We start from the raw sequence: 20,507 nt of genomic DNA, 5'->3' as shown, positions 1-20,507 counted from the left end.
GGGGCGCGTAGCCCAATTCCTCAATTTCGAGTACATCGGCAACCGTAAGCGGAAACGGCGACAGTTCTATATCCAATACTTCTTTCGGTATTTCAGCATCAGGATTAAGCGCTTGCCAGTTTGCCCAGAACCTATCGACCATGCAGCGGTGTGCATAGAAAATAGGGTCAAAAAGCAGATGTGGTTGTGCTTGACATGGCGCCGGGTGACCGGAGTGCTTGAGTTCGATTGAACATTGCCGCCGCTCTTGGACCGTGCGCGTATTCCAGATACGATGTGCTTCACCTTAAGAGGGGTTGCATGCGTTATCTATTTTTACAGATAGCAGCGATAATCGCGTTTGCAGGCGCGCTTCATGCGGAAAAGCGCGACTATATGGAACTTGCCCGGCAGGGGTGGGGGTACGAGTTGCGCTCGACCATGCTGGGGCGCGACATGGCAATCCCCGTTCACATTAACGGGCGTGATCTGGTGGGGGCAGCCCTGTGCCTGGTCGGCGAAAGGCCACATCCGCAGACTTTGGTGGTTTTGAATGCCTTCAGAGAGTTGTTGAAACACAGCTTTGGGCACCCGACACCCATGCGCTATGCTGGTCCTTCTGCGCAGAACTGCGGAACCGGCCGGACCGTGGTTTTGCGGCTGTATTCGGGGTACCCGCCCAACCAGGATTTGTCCGCGGATATTGACTGGCTCAGCGAATTGCATCAGCTTGGGTTGCCTGCGGGACGTACATATATGGTGACGTCTCCGGCAATGGCACAGACCTTCTTTGGCCACCGGGGGCAGGGGACTCATATTGTGGTCAAGCAGCCCGCCCATGACCGGCCGGGCAAGCTTGAGATAGACTTTCACAAATCGATCCTGTTAGAAGAGCTGTTTCAATCCTTCACATTTGGCATGGATATCCTGCTGTATGACAAGTCTGCAGGGTTCTTGTCCAAACTGCAGGAGACGCCGGTGAACTTGCAGCGCTTGCCATGGAGTTCTCACGACTTCATGCGCGCGCTGTTGAATTCGAACCCAAGCGGTCTGTGTGCGTTTGACATCTTCATGATGCATGCGGTCGCACAATCCCCGGTTGATCAGACCATTGACCCGGGCTTTATAGATTACATTGACAGCCAATATGATCGCCTCTGGGCGCAGACGGATGAAACGCTGGCTGATCCGCAGTTTGCGGCCCTGTTTGACGAAGGCTGCACAACATTGGTCCGTGTGTCCAGGTAATACCATCTGGTGTGTTTTGCTGAAGGGGTGACTCCGGTTAGCCTGCACGCAGGTATTGCGCCCTCGGGGTCGATCGGAGGACATATGGACACAAGACCTGAAGACCCGCCGCGCCCGATTGCGGGATTGTCCGGGTACTTGTCGCAGGGGCTTGTCGGCCACGCGCATCTGGTGGAATCCCTTCTGATTGCTTTGCTGGAAGGTGGCCATCTTCTTGTTGAAGGACCGCCGGGGCTGGCCAAGACACGAGCGGTTAAATGGCTGTCGAATGCAGTCGAGGGCAGTTTTGCCCGTATCCAGTGTACCCCGGACCTGATGCCGTCTGACGTGACCGGAACGCCTGTATACCAGCCTCAAGAAGGCCGCTTTGAGTTTGTTCCAGGGCCTGTGTTTCACACTCTGGTTCTGGTTGATGAGATCAATCGCGCGCCACCCAAGGTGCAGTCTGCTCTATTGGAATCCATGGCAGAGCATCAGGTTACGGTTGGCAATGAAACGCACGCTCTGCCGGATCCCTTTCTGGTCATCGCGACGCAGAATCCGATTGAGCATGATGGAACCTTTCCCTTGCCTGAGGCGCAGCTGGACAGGTTCCTGCTGCATGTCGTTCTGACTCTGCCGGACCTGGAAACCGAGCGTCAGATACTTGATCTGGTCATCGCTGAAACGCAGGACGGCCCGCCCGCGGTGCAGCAGATGACACTGGACGAGTTGAAGGCAGCCCGCACCGAGGCGCAGGCGGTTCACGTGGCCCCAGAGTTGCGTGACTATATCGTGCGGCTTGTGACCGCGACGCGTGAAGGCCCGTTTGCTGAACATGTGGAACATGCCGTCTCACCCCGGGGGTCATTGGCATTGGCTTCGGCCTCTCGTGCGCGCGCCTATTTGCGCGGCCGCGATTTTGCCCTGCCCGAGGACGTGGCCGCCGTTGCACCGGATGCGCTGGCCCACCGCATGGTGCTGACTTGGAGGGCCGTTGCGGATGGGAAAAAGCCGCGCGAACTGGTTTCCGATATTCTGAATGCGGTACAGCCGCTGTGACCGATGCACTGGGACATGCGGGCGTAAGCCTTACAACAGATGCCCTGATCGCTTTGCGGCACATTGCATTGGCTGATCACGAAAATCCATCAATGGCGGCCTTGCCCGGAGGCTTTCTGACCCGAAAGCGTGGACAGGGAGTCGAGGTTGTGGATGTGCGCGAATATGTGGCGGGCGATGATATTCGTCATTTGGATCGCGGAACCACCGCCCGTACCGGGCGTCTGCATGTCCGTCAGTTTCAGGAGGAACGGGATCGGGTCGCCCTATTGGTGGCCGATTTCCGGACGCCGATGTTCTGGGGCCTGCAGCGGGCGTTTCTCTCGGTTGCCGCAGCCGAGGCTTTGGCTTTGATCGGGTGGCACATGGTTGAGAGCGGCGGGCGCGTGGGTCTGCTGGCGATTACGACCGACACCTCCGTCATTGTTCCGCCGCGCGGCAAAACACGCGGAATGCTGGATGTGATTGGTGGTCTGGTTCAGGCCCATGCCCGCAGTCTGACCGCCTTACAAAACGGCAAGGATGAGGGTTGGACGTTGCTACAGGCTTTGGCCGGGGTGGAACGGCTAACGCCCACCGGGTCCGAGGTGATCATAGCGTCAGGCTTTGATCAACAGGGAGACGGATTTTCCGACCTGCTGGACCGGCTTGATCATCGGCGAAATCCGCGTTTGGTTCTTGTGACCGAGAGCAAGACGCATGAAATGCCAAGAGGCTGGTATCCGATCCGCCTGTCGGATGGGCAACAAAAGCGCGTTTATCTTACCGAGGCACAGCCTTTGATTGAGCTAACCTATCAGAAGATCACAACGCACCCTGCGCTAGTCGTGAATGCCAGCGATCCGGTGGAACATACATCTCGCCGCATTTCGTCGGCTTTCGCGGTCGGATACGTGGCATGAGTGAGAAAGCCCTCTCTGAGGTTGCAATGCTGGCCAGTCTACGGGACATCCATTTACCCGCCGAGGCAGCAGGTGGGGTGCTGGCCGAATATGCGGTTGTTTTTGGTATCGCGGCGCTGGCCTCTGTTGGTTGCGTCGCCCTCTTGCGTTTTCTGAGCGTTAAGACTGCCGCCAACATCCCCGCGACAGCATCCGATCAATCGACTGAACAGCCGGGCTGGTCTTTGGACCGGCGCAGGGTTGCCTTGTTGCACAGGCTGCAGGATCAGAATCCGACGCGATATGCTGAATTGCGCAGTGATCTATACCAACCCGGACGCGGCCCCGATCTGGAGACCCTGCGGGATGAGGTCGCGGGTCGTGTTTGAGCTTGCTGATCCATGGGTTTTGCTGCTGTTGCCACTGCCCCTGGTGATTGTGTTCATGCTGAAACCACGGCCCGTGTTAGAACGCGGCTTTCCGGTTCCGGATCGCATCGGCAAGATGCTTCTGGCGGCCAGCCCGCAAAGTGGCACCGCAAACCGGCGTCTGACTGACCGGCTCGTCTTATGGATCATCTGGGCGCTTATTGTCTTTGCCTTGTCCGGCCCGCGCGAACTCCAGCCGGTTAGCGCTTTGAAGGTTTCCGGACGAGACCTTGCGATTGTTCTGGATCTTTCGGGATCAATGGTGCGGGATGATTTTCACCTCGAAGGGCGCCAGATCACCCGTTTGGAGGCGGTGACAAGCGTTGGGGCCGAATTTGCCCGACGCCGTGCTGGCGACCGGGTGGCGTTGATCGTGTTCGGGTCCGAGGCTTATTTCGCCACGCCTTTTACATTCGACACCGAGGCTGTCGCGCGACGGATCGAAGAGGCCACAATCGGTATCTCGGGCCGCGCCACCAACATCTCTGACGGTCTGGGCCTTGCCCTGAAACGTTTGGCGGACAGTCAAGCAGCGTCGAGGGTTGTAATCCTGTTGTCGGACGGGGTGAACAACGCTGGTGCCACGAACCCCCGCGGTGTGGCGGAATTGGCGGCTGAGATTGGGGTGCGAGTCCATACTATTGCGCTTGGCCCCAAGGACTTGGAAAGCGCTGACGTGGGTGAGCGCGGAGTGGTCGACGCTGCCACCTTGCGCGCAATTGCCGAAGTGTCCGGTGGCGAGGCCTTCCGAGTCAAAACCACCGATGATCTGATTGAGGTTACACAGGCGCTGGATCGATTGGAGGCGACGGATAGCGCGGGCCTGACGGCGGAAATTTATAGGGCGTATTGGACGTGGCCCGCAGCGCTGGCTGCCGCAATCGCCTTGTTCGCGGCGTGGAGGCAAGCGCAATGAGCGCGCTGGATGTCACTCTGCTTCGGCCGTTTTGGGGGCTCGCCTTGCTCGTAATCTGTGGGCTCGGTTGGTGGGTTCTGTCTCGCACCGGGGGATTCGGTGCCTGGGACAAGATCACCGATCCGCAGCTTATGAAAGCAATGGCGGCGATTGGCCGGATCGAAGGTGGTTCGTTCCCGCTGACACCGGTTGCCCTACTGTTGACCACGGGGATCATTGCGATTGCTCTGACTGGCCCGGCCATCGAACGGCGTGATGCGCAAACCTATCGCAATCTGGATGGCGTGCTGTTTCTTGTTGATGCTTCAGAAAGCGTGGCAGAGCACGACCGCTGGCCACAAATGCTGAGCATGGGGCGCTTTGGTGTCAGCGCGCTTGGTTCCCGTCCCGGTGGGATTATCGTGTTCGCGGGCGATGCCTATGTCGCAACAGATATGACAATCGATCACCGGCAACTGGGGCAAACCTTCTCGCTGATCGACGGAGAAACCGTCCCCGACAAAGGGTCGCGACCCGAACGCGCATTGGCCTTGGCACTTCAGCGGATAGAAGAGGCTGGCATCTTGGCCGGGGACGTCGTGGTATTCACCGACGGCAAAGGATTAGGATCAACCTCGCTGCAACAGGTCACCGCGCTTGCTGCGCGCGGGGCGCGCGTGTCCTTGGTGTCGTTGCAACCTCCGACAGCGCAAATGCAGACCCATGCGAGTGTTGGTGGGGGCGCTGTCTTCACCTTAGACAAGACAGATGATCTGGCGCTGTGGTTGGCAGATGAGGCGGCAACCCGGCTGGAGCGGGCAGAGTATCCGGTGCTGTTCTGGCAAGATCTGGGGCGGTATCTGCTGTTTCTCGCACTGTTCCCCCTGCTTTTTCTGTTCTGGAGAGAACGGGCATGAGATGGCTTGCGATATCAGGTGCTGCGTGCATAGCCCTTGCCCTTGCGTTGGGCGGGGCCGCCCCCTTTGGGCGTGTTGCTCTGGCAATTGGTTTGTATCCGCTGGCTGCAAAACTGTTCTCCGATCCAGACTGGCAAGGCGTTGCCCTCTATCGAGCCAGGACATTCGACAAAGCTGCAAAAGCGTTCGAAAGCGCCGGGGACCATTACAATCTCGGGAATGCTGAGGCACAGAATGGTCGGCTGGCTGCCGCACTGGAGGCCTATGATCAGGCCATCGGTCAAGGTAACTCGGACGCTCAGGCGAATTTCGACGTGCTTGCGGCTTATTATGCAGGGCAACAGATCGACCCTGAGGCTTTGGGCCTGTTCCCCGAACGCAAGTCGGGACCAAAGGCCGACAGTTTTGTGGCGCGCGGCGATGCGCGCGCGGCCGGAACTGGAAGTGAGGTCACGAACTCGAACACGATGCTGGGGCTGGCTGAACTGGACAGCCGCGGGCGATTGGGTGTGCGGCGCATCTTTGACGACAAGTTCATGGTGGCCGACCAACGCTGGCTCAATCAGCTGTCGGATGTTCCGGGTGAGTTCATGGCGGCCCGGATTGCGCAGGAACATAAGCTCAGGGTGAAGCTTGGCCTTTCGCCTCCGGCACCGGAGAGTCCGGAATGAGGTGGCTGGTGTTCCTTCTCGTTGCTTTCCCGCTTCAGGTTCTGGCGCAGTCAAAGACAGTGCTGCCATCGGAGGTGTCTATAGAGGTAAGCGTAGACGACACCGCCGCTGTGCCCTTCACCCGTGAGATGGTGCTTTTGACGATCCGGGGTGTTTACCGTCGGCACATCACGAGGGAAGAGTTGATCCAACCTGATTTCGAAGGCTTTAGCTGGGCGCAGCTGGGGCCGGATAGTTGGTCGGAGGAACGGATCAATGGCCGGAAGTACAAAGTGTTTACCCGTCGCATGGCAGTCTATCCTGTCGAAGCGGGCGAGCTTGAAATTGGTCCGTTCATTCACCGGCTGACCCTGACCGACGAAAATGACGACTGGTTCGAGCACGAGATTCAATCGGAGCCGTTGACCATTAAAGTAGCCGAAGCCCCGGCCACCAAGGATTGGTGGTTTCCGCTGCGCAAATTGCAGATATCGGACCAGTGGTCGAACGCCCCGGATCAACTCGCGCCCGGCGAGGGTGTCTTGCGCGTTATCCGGTTAGAGGCTTTGGGTGCAACGCCTGATATGATCCCACCGATGCCTGAATTGAAGTCGCCCTCGGCCCTGATCTTTGCTCATCCTGAGAAACGCCTGGTCGAACTGACCCCGGAGGGGCCCGTAACCTATGCGTTCTGGCGGTGGACCATTCGCCCTTCCAACGAAACATCGGGCATCGTTGAGCCCTTGCAGTTTAGCTATTTTGACACCGTGGCGCGGGAAACTCACGAGGTCACCATCTCGCCCCAGCGCATAGCCTACGGCACGGTTAGCGAAGAAGTGCCTGTCGATAGAACGGACACACAGACGTCCCGTGTGACACTGTTGGGATGGCCTGCGTTCGCGTTGGCCAGTGTCGTTTTTCTGGCTGGTTTGGCGTTGGGCATGTCCGGTCACAAAGTGGCCGCGTCAAAGGCGCTGCAGCGTTTTGGCATTTTCGATCCACTGCTTCGTGATTTGCGGCGTAGTGCCAAAACCGGTAGCGTCGGCGGGCTGCGGCAAGCTGCTGTCGCGATTCTACACCGCGACGGACCATCTTCCAGGCGTGTCGAACAAATACGCGAATTGGATCGGCGGATTTTCGACCCCAAAGCGACCGCACCTGATCTAACGGTTTTTGCTGCGAGATTCCTTCGAAACTAGATCTGCAGAGTTATCAAGCTTTTGTTATTTATGGCATCTTTCGCCTGCGCGAAAACGAAAGTGTTGAACTGATCAGGAAATGCTGTACCTTTCCCATCGGAGGAGACGAAATGCATACCGTGGGATGCACTAAACCTGTGGATCACGTGTCCAAGGTGCTTATCGTGGATGATCATCCGCTGTTCAGCGATGCATTGGCAGCAGCATTGAAACTGAGTTTCGAGAACTGCCGGATTGAAAAAGCCAATACACTCAAACAGACCTTCGAGATACTTGCCGGAGGCTTCAAACCTGATATGATCATGTTCGACCTCAAATTGCCCGACGTTACAGGTATCTCGGGTTTTCAACAGCTGCGGCAGCGCTGTCCCAAGGTACCGGTTCTGGTGATATCGTCGCTGGCTTCTGGTGAGCTTGTGCGATCTCTGCTGGATCACGGTGCGATGGGATTTCTGCCCAAAGACACTCCGGCGCAAACGCTCAAGCTCGCGATTCAGGAGATTTTGTCTGGTCGCAAGTATGTGCCAACCGAATACAGCCGCATTGAAGAGACGAAGCCACCGGAAAGCGAAGTTTACCAATCCAGTCCCGAGCTTTCCTCGCTGACCCCTCAACAGGTCAAAATTCTCAAGCTGATTTGCGTGGGCCAGTCCAACAAACAGATCGCATATGAGCTGTCGCTGGCCGAGGCAACGGTCAAGGCGCATATCACCGCTTTGCTGCGCCGTCTTGGGGTGCGCAACCGAACCCAGGCCGCCGTTCTGGTCGACTCGGTTGTAGCCCGTCAGTCGCGACATGAGCCGGAGGTTAAATCCTTTCTTCAACACTAGGGGGCACCCATGCGGGATCTGGAGCACGGACCGAATTTTATTGCCATAGGCCGTTCCGTTGCCTTGGACCCGGCGGCTGCTGTTGAAGAAGCCTGCGCGGAAATCGATTGCCATTTGTCGTGTTTCGTCCTGGCCTTCATTCCCAGCAATCTTGACCCGGCAGACGTGTCGCTCAGCTTGAATCAAAAACTGGCGGGGGTTCCTGTTTTTGGCTGCACCACTGCAGGGCAAATTACGCAATCCGGGTACGAGTCAGACGCCCTTCTTCTGCTGGCATTCCCAAAGTCCAACTTTCGATGCTCCTCCATTTTGTACGAAGGACTCAGGCCACTGGACTCGACAGAGATTGCAGTCACCGCACAGAGACAGGCTGAGAGGTTTCGTCATACGGCAGGGTGGAACAGGCTTGCGCTGGTGTTTACGGACGGCTTGTCCAAGCAAGAAGACTTGCTGGTCTCAACGCTGGAGACCGTTCTGGACGGATTGCCAATATTTGGCGGCTCTGCCGGAGATGGTCTGCAATATGAAGAGACGTTTGTCTTTCATGGCGGCAAGGCCTACAGCAATGCAGCTGTCCTGCTGTTGATCGAAACCAACCTTGGTTTTCAGGGCATCGGATTCGACCATTTCTTGCCGATTGGGACCGAGATCATCATCACTGACGCCGACCCGGAAGAACGTGTGGTCTATGAGATCAATGGTGCCCCAGCAGCACAGGAATACGCACGTCTTGTCGGCTGCGCCGCCGAAGATCTTTCACCGCTGGTATTTGCTGAAAACCCTCTGCTTTTAAGACAGAATCTGAACTATTATGTGCGCGCCATTCGCGAACCGATGCAGGGGGATTCTCTGTCTTTTCTCGCGGCGATTGATGACGGCCTTATCATGACACTGGGGCGTGGGAAGGAAATCATCGAAACGCTCAAAGCCGGTCTGGATGTGCGGGACAATGCCGGAACAGCGCCGGATTTCATCCTTGGGTTCGATTGTATTCTGCGTAAGCTGGAGATCGAACAGAAACAACTGAGCAATCAGGTCTCGGATGTTTTGCAATCGCATCGGGTGGTTGGTTTCAATACCTACGGAGAGCAGCAATCCGGCGTACATATGAACCAGACCTTTGTGGGTGTCGCCTTCTTTGAGCCAGAGAAGCGGGATCTGAGCTAACCATGCTAAATCCAGAGGATCCGCTAGAGCTACAGGTCTCTAAACAAGCCAAAATCATTGACGCATTGATGCGGCGCGCAAACCGCCAGAAAGATATGGGCCCGTCTGCGTTCCTGGCCTTTCAGTCGGCGATCGAACTGCAGCAGCAGGTAATGGAGCAGAGCCGCGATCTGGAACGCGCTACAACCGAACTTGAAAGCGCCAGATACGAACGGGAGCAGACCCGCAAGAGCCTTGTCAAAGCGCTGTCTTCCATGGAAGAGGGGTTCGCGCTGTTCACCGATGGTGAATTGAACCTGTGTAACGAGCTGTTTCAGGCGATTTTCCCCGATATCTCTGACGTTGTCCGGCCTGGTCTCAGCCTGGGGCGGTTCTTTCTGCTGGTGCAGAACAGCCCTGAATTTGTCTCGTCCGACAATGGCATATCGAATATGCTGGATACGCTAGAGCGCAACTGTCACACGGGCATGGTGTCCAGTGACGTGATCGAATTGCGCGGCGACCGTTGGTATCAATTCAGCGCGCAACACACATCCCCTCAGAACGTGGTCATTTTGCTCACAGACATCACGTCAGTTGTCCGGCGGAATCGCGACGAAAAAGAAACTCTGATCGACCGGCAAGAAGATTACCTTCAGGCGGTTTTTCAAAACATGAGCTCGGGCGTTTGCACCTTTTCTTCCGATGCCCAGATCATGATGCACAATCCGCGGTTCCGGGAAATTCTGAACCTGCCGCTATCTGTGCTGCAGGGAAATACATCTGTGCAGACTGTTCTGGATCTGATGCGCGCGCGGGGGCTGATCAAGGCAGATGATGAGCTCAAGATCGGTGAGTGGCAAAACCAGCTTAAAAGTCGAGGCTGGCTGCGCAAACGCGTGCGCGATGGTTCGGACCGTGTGTTGGACATACAGGTCAACCAACTGCCGGACGGTGGCTTTCTCGTCGAGCTAAAAGACGTAACGCTTGAGGCGCGCGCGACCGAGACGCTGGAAAATCGGGTTATGGAACGCACAGCGGAACTGACCCATGCCAACGGCAAGCTTGTGCAGGAATACGAAGAAAAGGCACGGGTGGAAGAGGCGCTGCGGATCGCAAAGGAACGCGCTGAAGCTGCGGTTTCTTCCAAGACACGGTTTCTTGCAGCGGCGAGCCACGACCTGCTGCAGCCGATCAATGCGGCAAAACTCATGATCTCGACCCTGTTGGAGATCACGCGAGAGACCGAGTTCCACGAGATGATGGAGCGGCTGGACGGCGCATTCGGATCTGCCGAACAGCTGTTGCATTCGTTGCTGGATATCTCGCGGTTGGATACGGCCGATCCGGATACGGTTTCCCCGACGGATGTCAGCCTTGCTTCGATGATTGCCGGGATACAAGGAGATCAGACGCTGGTTGCCGAGAACAAGAATGTCCAGCTTGACGTGGTTTTGTGTTCGGAAATCGTGAACTCTGACTCGGTTTATCTTTTACGGTCGATACAGAATCTGGTGGTGAATGCCATCCAGTATACCGAGCCCGGAGGCCGGGTTTTGGTGGGGTGCCGCAGGCGAGGCGACAAGGTTGTTTTGCAAGTCTGGGATACAGGCATCGGTATTGCACGCAAGGATCAGGAGCGTGTGTTCGAAGAATTCACACGGGCCGAAAACGTTCCATTTGGTTCTGGTATGGGATTGGGGTTGTCAGTAGTGGACCGCGCCTGCCGGCTATTGGGTCACAAGCTATCGCTTCGGTCCAAACCCGGTATCGGATCTGTGTTCAGCATCGAAATGGACAGGGTCGAAGCGGCGCAAAGTGCCGTTGAACCGTTGGATCTTTTGGCGAATGCGGGCGATGTGCCTTTGGACTTCATCGTTTTGGTGATCGAAAACGACCGCGATGTTCTGTTTGGAACAACGCAGTGGCTGGAACAGAATGGGGCAAGCGTTCTGCCAGCCCGGTCGCCGCAGGAAGCAATGCAATTCGTCGAAGATATAGGGATGCCCCCGGACATCATTCTGGCCGATTATCAACTGGATGACGGAGAAACCGGTGTAAACGCCATTCGCCAGATCCGAGAGATGACGCAGGTTCAGGTACCTGCAATTCTGATTACGGCTGATCGCAGCGAAGCTTTGCGTCAAGACGGATTGCGGCATGAGATTTCGGTTATGACGAAACCGGTGAAGCTGCAACGGCTTCGGTCGTTGATCATCTGGAAGATTCAGCGCGCGGTGGGCCACTCAGGCATCAAACACCGACAAAAGTCGGCGGTGACATGGGGCGATTAGCCCATACTCTCATCCATGGGAGGACAAAATCATGAGAATGTTTCTTAGCGGGCTGGCAATTTCGATTTTGAGTTTGAATCCGGCATCCGCTGCGTCGCTTGATGCCGAGCAGGCCTATGATTTGCTTTTCCAAAATGGCGTTCTGGACACCATCGCCCGCGACAAGGAACTTGTTTATCAGCGCACCGTTACAAACCGGCTTAGGCCCGATACGGCAGAACGGGATACCGGTGACATTGCGCTCAGTTTTAAGGACGATGGGACCGAAATGGCGCATCTGGAGTTTCGCAAGGACAACAAACACCGGGCGCTGGGTGTTTTCCCGGCCAGCGTCGGCAATCCGATGATCATGGTATTTTATGAAAGTGCCATCCGGGATATGGCCGAGTCCGCCGGTGGAAGTCCGTTTTACATCCGAAACCGCGTCAAGGATGCTCTGATCCAACCCGCCGAAGTTGTTGAGGGCGAGGCAGTGATCGACGGTAAAACCATTCCCGTGCAGACCATCCTGATGCGTCCTTTTGCCGAGGATTCAAACCGGGACCGCATGCTAGGATTCGGGAATCTTGTCCTTAGCGTCACCGTGTCAGAAGAGGTTCCGGGGTGGTATCTGAGCCTTGTGGCAGAAGCTGTGCCCGAGGGCGGGGGTGCTGCTGTTTACCGATCAGAAATGCAGTTTGAAGGATTGCAGGAGGTTCGTGAATGACAGCCTCTGGCCAAATAAGGGAACGGGGCCGCACGACCGTTGCGGCCCTGATTACTGCTTGTCTGACAGTGCCGACCATTGCGTCCGCACAGAGCGTTGCAGACAGACTGAACGACTACCCGACCGCAGCGCGCGCGGATTACGTGTTTGCCTGTATGGTCACCAATGGCCAAACGCGCGAGATGCTGGATCGGTGCTCGTGTTCGATTGATCTGATCGCCTCGATCCTGCCTTATGAGCAATACGAACAGGCGGAAACTGTCCTGTCGATGCGCCGGGTCGGGGGCGAGCGCATGGCGTTTTTCAAAAGCGCAGTGCTTGCCGAAAACATGGTGGCTGACCTGCGCCGGGCGCAGGCCGAGGCCGAAGTTGTCTGTTTCTGAATTAACCGCTGGCGCCGATCAGCTGGCCGCGGCTTTGGGGAGGTCTTTCTCGAAGATGTTGCCTTCGGTATCCGTCGCCTTGACCGTCAACATGGTCGAACCATTGTCGTCATAGGCAAACCGGAAGGCGGGATTTTCCGAGATCGAAATGCCGCCGTCCATGGTGAACAACAGCTCTTCCCCCTGCCAGACCTCAATATGGTCAATGAAATGCGCAGGAATGAACAGTTGCGTGACCTGATCGCGTTGCAGGCCGGAATAGTTCGGGTGGCGGATCATGATCTGCGCTTCGCGGCGCGGTGTCGAAATCTGCGCCTCTTGCCCAAAGCTGCGCAGCTTCATTTTTCCCATCGACGCCAGCGCGACCTCAGGGTCCTTGCTGGCCGGGGCCGAGCAGCCGCCTGAGGCTTTGACAAAGCGGCCCGTCATATGAAGCCCCTCTGGCGTTTCTGCGATCACACGAATATTCGAATATTGGTTCACGCGGACCCGCATCTCGAAATCCAATTCACCCATGGCTGGTGAAAAGGTGAAGACGCCCGCAATCGGGGCTGGGTTTTCGTCGATTACTACCGTTGCGGCGGATATCTGGGCATTGGGATCAAGCTGTTTTAGAACGATGGGTACTGTCGCAGCATCGTGTGCGCGATAGGGGGCATCCAGCGCAAGCAGCAGGTCGGCGTTTCCGATCTGGGCGTCGCCCACCACATCATATTGCAGTTCTTGCCAGGTTTCGCTGTCAACAAGCGGATTCTTGATCGGCTGTTCCGCCCATGCGGGCAAGGAAAGCGCAAGTGAAAGGATCGCTGCGGGTGCTATTGCTCTGGCCATGCTATCTCCTCCGGCAACCGGTGCCGTAGAATATGCCATAAAACGCCAATAGAATACATGCCGACGAAAGGCGGTGTGGTTCTGGCACCGATCTGTGTCAGTCTTCAAGGCGGAGGATTACCATGTTCGAAGCCGTGATTTTGATATGCGCGCAGGCTGCGACCGAGCCCTGCAGAGAGCAGCTTTTGCCGGGCTACGAAGCTGTGTCTCAGGCCGGTTGCGAACAGAGATTGCAGATGATGCCTCCACCGCTTTCCGACGAGCACAGCGGTAATCCCATTTGCCAACTCATTGGTCGGACACTGGAATTCGAAGAAGCCGCGCCCGGTCTTTTCGTGCATCGCGGCCGGATTGAAGAACCCAATGCAGACAATCTGGGGGATGTGTCGAATATCGGCTTTGTCATCGGCCAGGACAGTGTTGCCGTGATTGATACGGGAACCGCCCCCTGGATGGGAGAGGCCATCTGGCGTGCCATTCGCGCGGAGACGGACAAACCCGTCAGTCACGTTATTTTGACCCACATGCACCCCGATCATACGCTTGGGGCGGGGCCTCTGACTCTTGCGGGGGCAGAGGTTGTTGGCCATGCGGGGCTGGAGAGGGCGCTGCTGGACCGGCTGGGCAACTACGTCGAAAGCCTGAGTGCTGTGATCGGAGCCAGCGCCTATGTGGGTGTTGGACCAATCAATGTCGACCTTGCCGTTGAGACCGAAGAAGAGATTGATCTGGGTGCGCGTAAACTGATCCTGCGGGCCTGGCCCAGAGCGCATACTGGGAATGACCTGACGGTGATGGACGTAAACTCCGGCGTCATGTTCACGGGCGATCTTGTATTTCACCGGCATACCCCGGCCCTGGATGGCCAGTTGATCGGTTGGCAGCGCGTTTTGAAACGGCTGACCGGACTGGATGTGACCCAAATCGTACCCGGCCATGGTGGGCCTATCCTGGCCTGGCCCGAAGGCGCTGAAGACATGGTGCGCTATCTGGAAGTGCTCGAAACCGATACTCGTGCGGCAATCGACAGCGGTGAGCGCATGGGCGATGCAGTCGAGACAATCGCACAAGGGGAAGCCGGACAATGGGAATTGTTCGAGGCTTACAATCCACGCAACGCAACGATTGCGTTTACCGAATTGGAATGGGAATAGATGCGTCAGCGAATGGCACGGTTCAGGTTCTTCGCGGCGTCCAGATTGGCCTGATCTGCGCCTTGAACATCCGTTAACCGGGTCGCGGTTAGATCGGCATTAGTAAAATTTGCGCCGGACAAGGTGGCGCCTGTCAGGTCTGCTCCGCCAAGTGTTGTCATCGACATGTCTGCGCCGGTGAAATTCGCGTTGGGCAGTTTGGCAAATTCCAGATCGGCGCGGGACATTTGCGCGTTGGTGAAATCCACATCTACGCCTTGCGCCGAGGTCAGGACACCGCGCATAAGCCCCATGGATTGATTGCGCATATCAGCCGAGAAATCTGCCCCTTTGAATATCGCTCGGGTTAGGTTTGCCTTAGTGAAATCGGCGGCGGTTCTGGCATTTGTGAAGTCAGCGTCGCTTAGGTCGGCTTTGCCCAGCTGGGTCTGAAACAACTCAGCCCCAACAAGCGATGCGCCGGAAAGGTTTGCGCCTATCATCCACGATTGGCTCAAAATCGCGCCGTCCAGAGTTGAGCCGGACAAATCTGCGCCGTTTAATGATGTTGCACGTAGGATTGCATTGCTGAAATCCAGCCCGGACAGGTCCAGATTGTTCAACCAGACCCTAGTGAAATCGGCGGGGGTGTCGGCTGTGGTGGCGTCGAGCCGGGCGATAACCTCGGCGCGGGTCATCTGCGCTTCGGTCATCTTGGGCAGCGTCATATCAACCCCGCTCAGCGGGGATTGGCCATAGGCTGAGAGCGGCGCGAGAGCCAGTAAGATGATCAGTAAGGGTCTCATAAATCCCTCCTGTGCGTCTTGGTCGGTGCTTTACCCTTGGTCCGATGTCAACTGCTGAAGCATTTGCGAGATTGCAAACAGGCGACGCTCGAGGATTTGGGGCGTTTCGCAGAGATAGGTGATCGAGCGCTGGCGGTCTGAATAGATCAGCTGGTCCCAATCCAGCTGCTCCTCTAGCGCGTCAACGCGGTCGTAATCCGGCGGGTCGACGGACAAGGCCTGTTCCATTTCCACACGGGCCAGATCAATCTTTTCGGCCATGTCGATCTGGTTCAACGAAAACTCTCCGATCCCGGCGATGATATGTTTGCGACGTTTCGACAAGGTGTCAAAAACATGCTGGAACACCAGCCCCAGTACATCCGGGTCCCCATTGTGGCGGGCGGCAAATTCGGCGACCTGAGGCTGCAGGTCGTCCAGTTCGATCCGCCGAAGCGCCAGCAGCCCAGCAATTTCATCGATATCGGCACTGTGTTCAGAAGGCTCCGCCTCGGTGATCTGGTGTGGCCACATCAGGCCAAGCGACAAATCCGTGACCTTGCGCTGAATACACGGCCAGGTTGGATCAGAAAAATCCGCCGCGACACCCGGTCCAGCCGCGCCGAGCCAGGCCAAAGCCATGACAATTAGCTTGCCGTTCGACATCGAAGCTCTCCTCCACGCGGATACTATGCATGAAATCTGCGCGCTAAGTCCATTCAACCCAATACACACCATTGTCTTAATTGTTTGACCATGGGGCTGGCCCTCATACTCGACCCAAGCAGCCGGTCTGAGAATGATTCCGGCGCTAGGGAGGACAGACAGAAATGAGAACACGTGCGGCGGTTGCTGTGGCGGCAGGCCAACCTTTGGAAATCATGGAGGTTGAGCTGGATGGCCCGAAAGCAGGCGAAGTCCTGATTGAGGTTAAGGCGACCGGTTTATGCCATACGGATGAGTTCACCCGTTCGGGCGATGACCCCGAAGGAATTTTTCCTGCGATTCTGGGTCATGAGGGTGCCGGAGTTGTTTTGGAGGTTGGCGAAGGTGTCACCAGCCTAGAGGTCGGGGACCACGTGATCCCGCTTTACACCCCTGAATGCCGCGAATGTGAATACTGTCTGAACCCTAAAACAAACCTGTGTCAGAAAGTGCGCGCCACGCAGGGGGCTGGCTTGCTGCCGGATGGCACGACCCGCTTCAGCATGTTGGATGGCACGCCGATCCATCACTATATGGGATGTTCGACTTTCGCCAATCATACGGTGGTACCCGAGATCGCGCTGGCCAAGGTGCGTAAGGACGCGCCGTTCGACAAGATCTGTTATATCGGCTGTGGGGTTACTACCGGCATCGGCGCCGTGATCAACACCGCCAAGGTCGAGATCGGATCGCGCTGTGTGGTTTTTGGTCTGGGCGGAATTGGCCTGAACGTCATTCAGGGCTGCCGGATGGCGGGTTGTGATCAGGTCGTTGGTGTCGATTTGAATGACAGCAAGGCCGATATGGCAACCCATTTCGGTATGACCGATTTTGTGAACCCCTCGAAAGTCAGTGGCGATCTCGTGGCGCATCTGGTCGAGCTGACCGGTGGTGGCGCGGATTATACATTTGATGCCACAGGCAATGTGGGCGTGATGCGCACCGCGTTGGAATGCGCGCATAAAGGCTGGGGTGAAAGCATCATCATCGGTGTGGCCCCGGCTGGTGCCGAGATTTCGACCCGTCCTTTCCAACTGGTCACTGGCCGGTCCTGGCGCGGCACTGCGTTTGGCGGGGCCAAGGGCCGGACGGATGTCCCGAAAATCGTTGACTGGTACATGGACGGCAAGATCGAGATCGACCCCATGATCACGCACAAGCTGTCACTTGATGAGATCAACCACGGCTTTGACCTGATGCACGAAGGCAAATCGATCCGTGCGGTAGTGGAGTACTGACATGGATCTGAAGGTCATCTCGCAAAACCGCAGTTTCGGAGGAGAGCAAACTGTCTATTCCCATCCGTCCGAGACATGTGATTGCGAGATGACCTTTGCAATCTATCTGCCGCCTCAGGCAAAGACCGGTCCAGTGCCGGTCCTGTGGTACTTGTCAGGGTTGACCTGCACCCACGAGAACGCGATGACCAAAGGTGGGTTCCAAGAAGCGGCGGCCGACTACGGTGTCGCGGTTGTGTTTCCCGATACTTCGCCGCGCGGCGACAACGTCGCCGATGACGATGCCTATGATCTGGGGCAGGGAGCAGGGTTCTACGTGAACGCCACCCGAGATCCCTGGCGGTCGCATTTCAGGATGTATGACTACATCGTGGACGAGCTGCGCGACATTGTTCTCAAGAACTTCCCGGTTCAGGATCGTCACGGGATCACTGGTCATTCCATGGGCGGCCACGGGGCGATTACGATTGCGATCCGGAACGCCGACAAATTCGGATCTCTTTCCGCATTTGCGCCGATTGCCCACCCGACACGTTCGGATTGGGGCCGCAAACAACTCAGCAGCTATCTGGGCGACGACGAAAACACCTGGGTCTCGCATGACGCCACCCTGCTGCTCGAAGAACACGGCTGGAAGGGTGATCTGTTGATCGACCAGGGGGCGGATGACCAGTTCCTTGATCTGCTCAAACCCGAAGCTTTGGCCAACATGATGGCCAAGCGCCGCCAACCCGGACAGATCAGAATTCAGGAAGGGTATGACCATTCTTATTTTTTCGTGAACAGCTTTGCGCGTGACCATGTCGAATGGCACGCCGAACGTCTCAGCCAATGAAAACAGCAAGGAAAGAATGATAGTGTTCAGAACGGTATTCGCAGCAACCTGCCTCATGCTCGCACCCGCATTTGCAAGTGCCGAAGGCGATCCCGAAGCGGGCGAGAAGGTTTTCCGCAAGTGCAAGGCCTGCCACGCCGTGGGTGAAGGGGCTGAAAACAAGGTGGGGCCTATGCTGAACGGTATCGTTGGCCGTCAGGCCGCAACCGTTGAAGGGTTTGGTTATTCGCCGGTGCTGGTTTCGCTGTCGGAAGAAGGGTTGGTCTGGACACCCGAAGAACTGGACGCGTTTCTGACCAAACCACGCGACTACGCAAAGGGGATCAAGATGACCTTTGCCGGGCTGCGCAAGGAGGACGACCGGACCAACATCATCGCATATCTTGCGACCTTTGAGGACCCCGGGTCGTAAGAGATCGTATTGCTCGCCCGTCTGAGTGACCGGAAGAGGACCGGTCTGGGCGCGCATTAACAGACACCGCAATCCGACCTGGGTGAGGTGTTGCAATGCAGCGAGATCGCTGCACGAAAGGGAGGAGATTGAATGAAGAATCTATCGCTTTGGACCTCCGGGATCGCCATTGCGCTGGCCACTGCGGCTTATGCCAATGACGACCTGATTGCTCAGATGGAGAACTCGAAACAATGGGCGATCCAGACGGGTGACTACAAAAATCAGCGCTATTCCGAATTGGATCAGATCAACGCGGACAACGTTGGCGATCTGCAGGTGGCGTGGACCTTCTCGACCGGCGTTCTGCGCGGGCACGAGGGTTCGCCGCTGGTAATCGGCGACATGATGTATGTTCACACGCCGTTCCCGAACATTGTTTATGCTCTGGACCTGGCCAATGACGGCAAGATCGTCTGGAAGTATGAGCCCAAGCAGGACCCGGACGTGATTCCTGTGATGTGCTGTGACACCGTGAACCGTGGTGTGGCCTATGCGGATGGCAAGATCTTCCTGCATCAGGCGGATACCAAGGTTGTGGCACTGGATGCAAACTCCGGTGACGTTGTCTGGGAAGTTCAGAATGGCGACCCGGCGATTGGTGAAACCAATACAGCCACTGTGCTGCCCATCAAAGACAAGGTGATTGTCGGCATCTCGGGCGGTGAGTTCGGTGTGCGCGGGTCGGTCACGGCCTATGACATGAACTCGGGCGAACAAGTCTGGCGGGCCTATTCCATGGGGCCGGATTCGGACATTCTGGTCGATCCGGAAAAGACCACGCATCTTGGTGAACCGGTGGGCGCGGACTCGGGTACAAACACCTGGGAAGGCGATCAGTGGAAGATCGGTGGCGGCACCACATGGGGCTGGTATTCTGCCGATCTGGACGAGAACCTGATGTACTATGGCACGGGTAACCCGTCGACCTGGAACCCGGCACAGCGTCCGGGCGACAACCGCTGGTCCATGACCATCATGGCGCGGGATATCGACACCGGCATGGCACGCTGGTTCTACCAGATGACGCCGCATGACGAATGGGACTATGACGGCATCAATGAAATGATCCTGACGGAACAAGAAATTGATGGCACTGAGCGCAAGCTCCTGACCCATTTCGACCGCAACGGTCTGGGATACACCATGGACCGCGTCACGGGTGAACTGCTGGTCGCCGAAAAGTTCGATCCTGTTGTGAACTGGACAACAGGCGTCGACATGGACCCCAACAGCGAAACCTATGGTCGTCCGGCTGTGGTTGCGCAGTATTCGACGGAACAGAACGGCGAGGATGTAAACTCGACCGGTATCTGCCCCGCGGCTCTGGGCACCAAAGACCAACAGCCTGCAGCCTATTCGCCGAAGACTCAGCTGATGTACGTGCCGACCAACCACGTATGTATGGACTATGAACCGTTCCGCGTGTCTTACACCGCAGGTCAGCCCTACGTGGGCGCGACGCTGGCGATGTATCCGGCACCCGACAGCCATGGTGGCATGGGGAACTTCATCGCTTGGGACAACACCGACGGAACGATCAAGTGGTCGCTGCCCGAGCAGTTCTCGGTCTGGTCCGGTGCTCTGGCAACGGCGGGTGACGTGGTCTTCTACGGCACGCTCGAAGGCTATCTGAAGGCCGTTCATGCGGAAACCGGTGAGGAACTGTACAAGTTCAAAACACCATCCGGCATCATCGGCAACGTGATGACCTATGAGCAGGGTGGCAAGCAGTACATCGGCATCCTGTCGGGTGTTGGTGGCTGGGCCGGTATTGGTCTGGCGGCTGGTTTGACCAACCCGAATGATGGTCTAGGTGCTGTTGGCGGCTATGCCGCGCTTAGCGACTATACCGCGCTGGGCGGTCAGCTGACCGTGTTCGCACTGCCGAACTAAGCCAAAGTACTGACCGGCGCGGCCCAGACGGATCGC

At 56.9% G+C, this 20,507-nt stretch carries 22 protein-coding genes; 18 read left to right on the top strand and 4 right to left on the bottom strand.

Annotated features, from left to right (window positions below; translation table 11 throughout):
- On the bottom strand, positions 1-178 hold a 178-nt coding region (locus tag ACR0EL_RS20620; RefSeq protein WP_480501955.1), incomplete at its 3' end, for a tyrosinase family protein.
- Between the two features lie 122 nt (positions 179-300).
- On the opposite strand from ACR0EL_RS20620, the gene ACR0EL_RS20615 reads away from it, so the two are divergent.
- From ACR0EL_RS20615 to ACR0EL_RS20555, 13 genes are all read left to right on the top strand, one after another.
- On the top strand, positions 301-1,227 hold the full coding sequence (locus tag ACR0EL_RS20615; RefSeq protein WP_480501953.1) for a hypothetical protein: 927 nt from the start codon (positions 301-303) through the stop codon (positions 1,225-1,227).
- A gap of 84 nt (positions 1,228-1,311) precedes the next feature.
- On the top strand, positions 1,312-2,268 hold the full coding sequence (locus tag ACR0EL_RS20610) for an AAA family ATPase (protein ID WP_480501951.1): 957 nt from the start codon (positions 1,312-1,314) through the stop codon (positions 2,266-2,268).
- Positions 2,265-3,170 (top strand): DUF58 domain-containing protein, encoded by a 906-nt coding sequence (locus ACR0EL_RS20605; RefSeq protein ID WP_480501949.1) that lies wholly within the window; start codon positions 2,265-2,267, stop codon positions 3,168-3,170. Before ACR0EL_RS20610 ends, ACR0EL_RS20605 begins: the two co-directional genes overlap by 4 nt.
- The gene (locus ACR0EL_RS20600; protein ID WP_480501947.1) at positions 3,167-3,538 is read left to right on the top strand and encodes a hypothetical protein; all 372 of its coding nucleotides are present in this window, start codon (positions 3,167-3,169) and stop codon (positions 3,536-3,538) included. Before ACR0EL_RS20605 ends, ACR0EL_RS20600 begins: the two co-directional genes overlap by 4 nt.
- Positions 3,516-4,493 carry a VWA domain-containing protein gene (locus tag ACR0EL_RS20595; protein WP_480501945.1) on the top strand — a complete coding sequence of 326 codons (978 nt, stop codon included), beginning with the start codon at positions 3,516-3,518 and terminating at the stop codon, positions 4,491-4,493. Before ACR0EL_RS20600 ends, ACR0EL_RS20595 begins: the two co-directional genes overlap by 23 nt.
- Positions 4,490-5,389, top strand: a complete 900-nt coding sequence (locus ACR0EL_RS20590) for a vWA domain-containing protein (protein ID WP_480501943.1) — start codon at positions 4,490-4,492, stop codon at positions 5,387-5,389. The genes ACR0EL_RS20595 and ACR0EL_RS20590 overlap by 4 nt, the downstream gene beginning before the upstream one ends.
- Positions 5,386-6,060, top strand: coding sequence for a hypothetical protein (locus ACR0EL_RS20585; RefSeq protein ID WP_480501941.1), 675 nt, complete (start codon positions 5,386-5,388; stop codon positions 6,058-6,060). Before ACR0EL_RS20590 ends, ACR0EL_RS20585 begins: the two co-directional genes overlap by 4 nt.
- On the top strand, positions 6,057-7,238 hold the full coding sequence (locus ACR0EL_RS20580) for a hypothetical protein (protein WP_480501939.1): 1,182 nt from the start codon (positions 6,057-6,059) through the stop codon (positions 7,236-7,238). The genes ACR0EL_RS20585 and ACR0EL_RS20580 overlap by 4 nt, the downstream gene beginning before the upstream one ends.
- A 110-nt stretch (positions 7,239-7,348) precedes the next feature.
- On the top strand, positions 7,349-8,068 hold the full coding sequence (locus tag ACR0EL_RS20575) for a response regulator (RefSeq protein WP_480501937.1): 720 nt from the start codon (positions 7,349-7,351) through the stop codon (positions 8,066-8,068).
- 9 nt (positions 8,069-8,077) lie between these two features.
- Positions 8,078-9,235, top strand: a complete 1,158-nt coding sequence (locus ACR0EL_RS20570) for an FIST N-terminal domain-containing protein (protein WP_480501935.1) — start codon at positions 8,078-8,080, stop codon at positions 9,233-9,235.
- A gap of 2 nt (positions 9,236-9,237) precedes the next feature.
- Positions 9,238-11,508 carry a hybrid sensor histidine kinase/response regulator gene (locus ACR0EL_RS20565; RefSeq protein WP_480501933.1) on the top strand — a complete coding sequence of 757 codons (2,271 nt, stop codon included), beginning with the start codon at positions 9,238-9,240 and terminating at the stop codon, positions 11,506-11,508.
- A 31-nt stretch (positions 11,509-11,539) separates the two neighbouring features.
- Entirely contained in the window at positions 11,540-12,214 is a 675-nt protein-coding gene (locus ACR0EL_RS20560) for a hypothetical protein (protein WP_480501931.1), read from the top strand.
- On the top strand, positions 12,211-12,597 hold the full coding sequence (locus ACR0EL_RS20555) for a hypothetical protein (RefSeq protein ID WP_480501929.1): 387 nt from the start codon (positions 12,211-12,213) through the stop codon (positions 12,595-12,597). The genes ACR0EL_RS20560 and ACR0EL_RS20555 overlap by 4 nt, the downstream gene beginning before the upstream one ends.
- A gap of 18 nt (positions 12,598-12,615) precedes the next feature.
- Here the strand turns inward: ACR0EL_RS20555 and ACR0EL_RS20550 are convergent, their stop codons facing one another.
- Positions 12,616-13,428 carry a quinoprotein dehydrogenase-associated SoxYZ-like carrier gene (locus tag ACR0EL_RS20550; RefSeq protein WP_480501927.1) on the bottom strand — a complete coding sequence of 271 codons (813 nt, stop codon included), beginning with the start codon at positions 13,426-13,428 and terminating at the stop codon, positions 12,616-12,618.
- Positions 13,429-13,550: 122 nt separating this feature from the next.
- Between ACR0EL_RS20550 and ACR0EL_RS20545 the strand changes: the two genes are divergently transcribed.
- Entirely contained in the window at positions 13,551-14,582 is a 1,032-nt protein-coding gene (locus ACR0EL_RS20545; protein ID WP_480501925.1) for a quinoprotein relay system zinc metallohydrolase 2, read from the top strand.
- A 5-nt stretch (positions 14,583-14,587) separates the two neighbouring features.
- On the opposite strand, the gene ACR0EL_RS20540 is transcribed toward ACR0EL_RS20545, so the two are convergent.
- Positions 14,588-15,367, bottom strand: a complete 780-nt coding sequence (locus tag ACR0EL_RS20540) for a pentapeptide repeat-containing protein (protein ID WP_480501923.1) — start codon at positions 15,365-15,367, stop codon at positions 14,588-14,590.
- Between the two features lie 30 nt (positions 15,368-15,397).
- Positions 15,398-16,012, bottom strand: coding sequence for a hypothetical protein (locus ACR0EL_RS20535; protein WP_480501921.1), 615 nt, complete (start codon positions 16,010-16,012; stop codon positions 15,398-15,400).
- Between the two features lie 164 nt (positions 16,013-16,176).
- Here ACR0EL_RS20535 and ACR0EL_RS20530 point away from each other — a divergent pair, with 164 nt between their 5' ends.
- The 4 genes from ACR0EL_RS20530 (at position 16,177) to xoxF5 (ending at position 20,471) form a co-directional block, all read left to right on the top strand.
- Positions 16,177-17,289 (top strand): S-(hydroxymethyl)glutathione dehydrogenase/class III alcohol dehydrogenase, encoded by a 1,113-nt coding sequence (locus ACR0EL_RS20530; RefSeq protein ID WP_480501919.1) that lies wholly within the window; start codon positions 16,177-16,179, stop codon positions 17,287-17,289.
- 1 nt (position 17,290) lies between these two features.
- Complete coding sequence (gene fghA / locus ACR0EL_RS20525) at positions 17,291-18,124, top strand: S-formylglutathione hydrolase (protein ID WP_480501917.1); 834 nt, start codon at positions 17,291-17,293, stop codon at positions 18,122-18,124.
- 55 nt (positions 18,125-18,179) lie between these two features.
- Positions 18,180-18,536: a c-type cytochrome gene (locus ACR0EL_RS20520; protein ID WP_480501915.1), complete on the top strand. Its 357-nt coding sequence runs from the start codon at positions 18,180-18,182 to the stop codon at positions 18,534-18,536.
- 132 nt (positions 18,537-18,668) lie between these two features.
- Positions 18,669-20,471, top strand: a complete 1,803-nt coding sequence (gene xoxF5, locus ACR0EL_RS20515; protein WP_480501913.1) for a lanthanide-dependent methanol dehydrogenase XoxF5 — start codon at positions 18,669-18,671, stop codon at positions 20,469-20,471.
- Positions 20,472-20,507: the final 36 nt, after the last annotated feature.

This window comes from Ruegeria sp. AH12 (assembly GCF_056541465.1).
This window is presented reverse-complemented; position numbering and strand designations above follow the sequence as displayed.

Bases quoted from the DNA above. Each gene is read 5' to 3' on its own strand.
- ACR0EL_RS20540 (WP_480501923.1), bottom strand. From the start codon at position 15,367: ATGAGACCCTTACTGATCATCTTACTGGCTCTCGCGCCGCTCTCAGCC.
- ACR0EL_RS20530 (WP_480501919.1), top strand. From the start codon at position 16,177: ATGAGAACACGTGCGGCGGTTGCTGTGGCGGCAGGCCAACCTTTGGAA.
- ACR0EL_RS20610 (WP_480501951.1), top strand. From the start codon at position 1,312: ATGGACACAAGACCTGAAGACCCGCCGCGCCCGATTGCGGGATTGTCC.
- ACR0EL_RS20600 (WP_480501947.1), top strand. From the start codon at position 3,167: ATGAGTGAGAAAGCCCTCTCTGAGGTTGCAATGCTGGCCAGTCTACGG.
- ACR0EL_RS20555 (WP_480501929.1), top strand. From the start codon at position 12,211: ATGACAGCCTCTGGCCAAATAAGGGAACGGGGCCGCACGACCGTTGCG.
- ACR0EL_RS20580 (WP_480501939.1), top strand. From the start codon at position 6,057: ATGAGGTGGCTGGTGTTCCTTCTCGTTGCTTTCCCGCTTCAGGTTCTG.
- ACR0EL_RS20585 (WP_480501941.1), top strand. From the start codon at position 5,386: ATGAGATGGCTTGCGATATCAGGTGCTGCGTGCATAGCCCTTGCCCTT.
- ACR0EL_RS20520 (WP_480501915.1), top strand. From the start codon at position 18,180: ATGCTCGCACCCGCATTTGCAAGTGCCGAAGGCGATCCCGAAGCGGGC.
- ACR0EL_RS20535 (WP_480501921.1), bottom strand. From the start codon at position 16,012: ATGTCGAACGGCAAGCTAATTGTCATGGCTTTGGCCTGGCTCGGCGCG.
- ACR0EL_RS20595 (WP_480501945.1), top strand. From the start codon at position 3,516: ATGAGGTCGCGGGTCGTGTTTGAGCTTGCTGATCCATGGGTTTTGCTG.
- ACR0EL_RS20550 (WP_480501927.1), bottom strand. From the start codon at position 13,428: ATGGCCAGAGCAATAGCACCCGCAGCGATCCTTTCACTTGCGCTTTCC.
- ACR0EL_RS20545 (WP_480501925.1), top strand. From the start codon at position 13,551: ATGTTCGAAGCCGTGATTTTGATATGCGCGCAGGCTGCGACCGAGCCC.
- ACR0EL_RS20560 (WP_480501931.1), top strand. From the start codon at position 11,540: ATGAGAATGTTTCTTAGCGGGCTGGCAATTTCGATTTTGAGTTTGAAT.
- ACR0EL_RS20575 (WP_480501937.1), top strand. From the start codon at position 7,349: ATGCATACCGTGGGATGCACTAAACCTGTGGATCACGTGTCCAAGGTG.
- ACR0EL_RS20590 (WP_480501943.1), top strand. From the start codon at position 4,490: ATGAGCGCGCTGGATGTCACTCTGCTTCGGCCGTTTTGGGGGCTCGCC.
- ACR0EL_RS20565 (WP_480501933.1), top strand. From the start codon at position 9,238: ATGCTAAATCCAGAGGATCCGCTAGAGCTACAGGTCTCTAAACAAGCC.
- ACR0EL_RS20570 (WP_480501935.1), top strand. From the start codon at position 8,078: ATGCGGGATCTGGAGCACGGACCGAATTTTATTGCCATAGGCCGTTCC.
- fghA (WP_480501917.1), top strand. From the start codon at position 17,291: ATGGATCTGAAGGTCATCTCGCAAAACCGCAGTTTCGGAGGAGAGCAA.
- ACR0EL_RS20615 (WP_480501953.1), top strand. From the start codon at position 301: ATGCGTTATCTATTTTTACAGATAGCAGCGATAATCGCGTTTGCAGGC.
- xoxF5 (WP_480501913.1), top strand. From the start codon at position 18,669: ATGAAGAATCTATCGCTTTGGACCTCCGGGATCGCCATTGCGCTGGCC.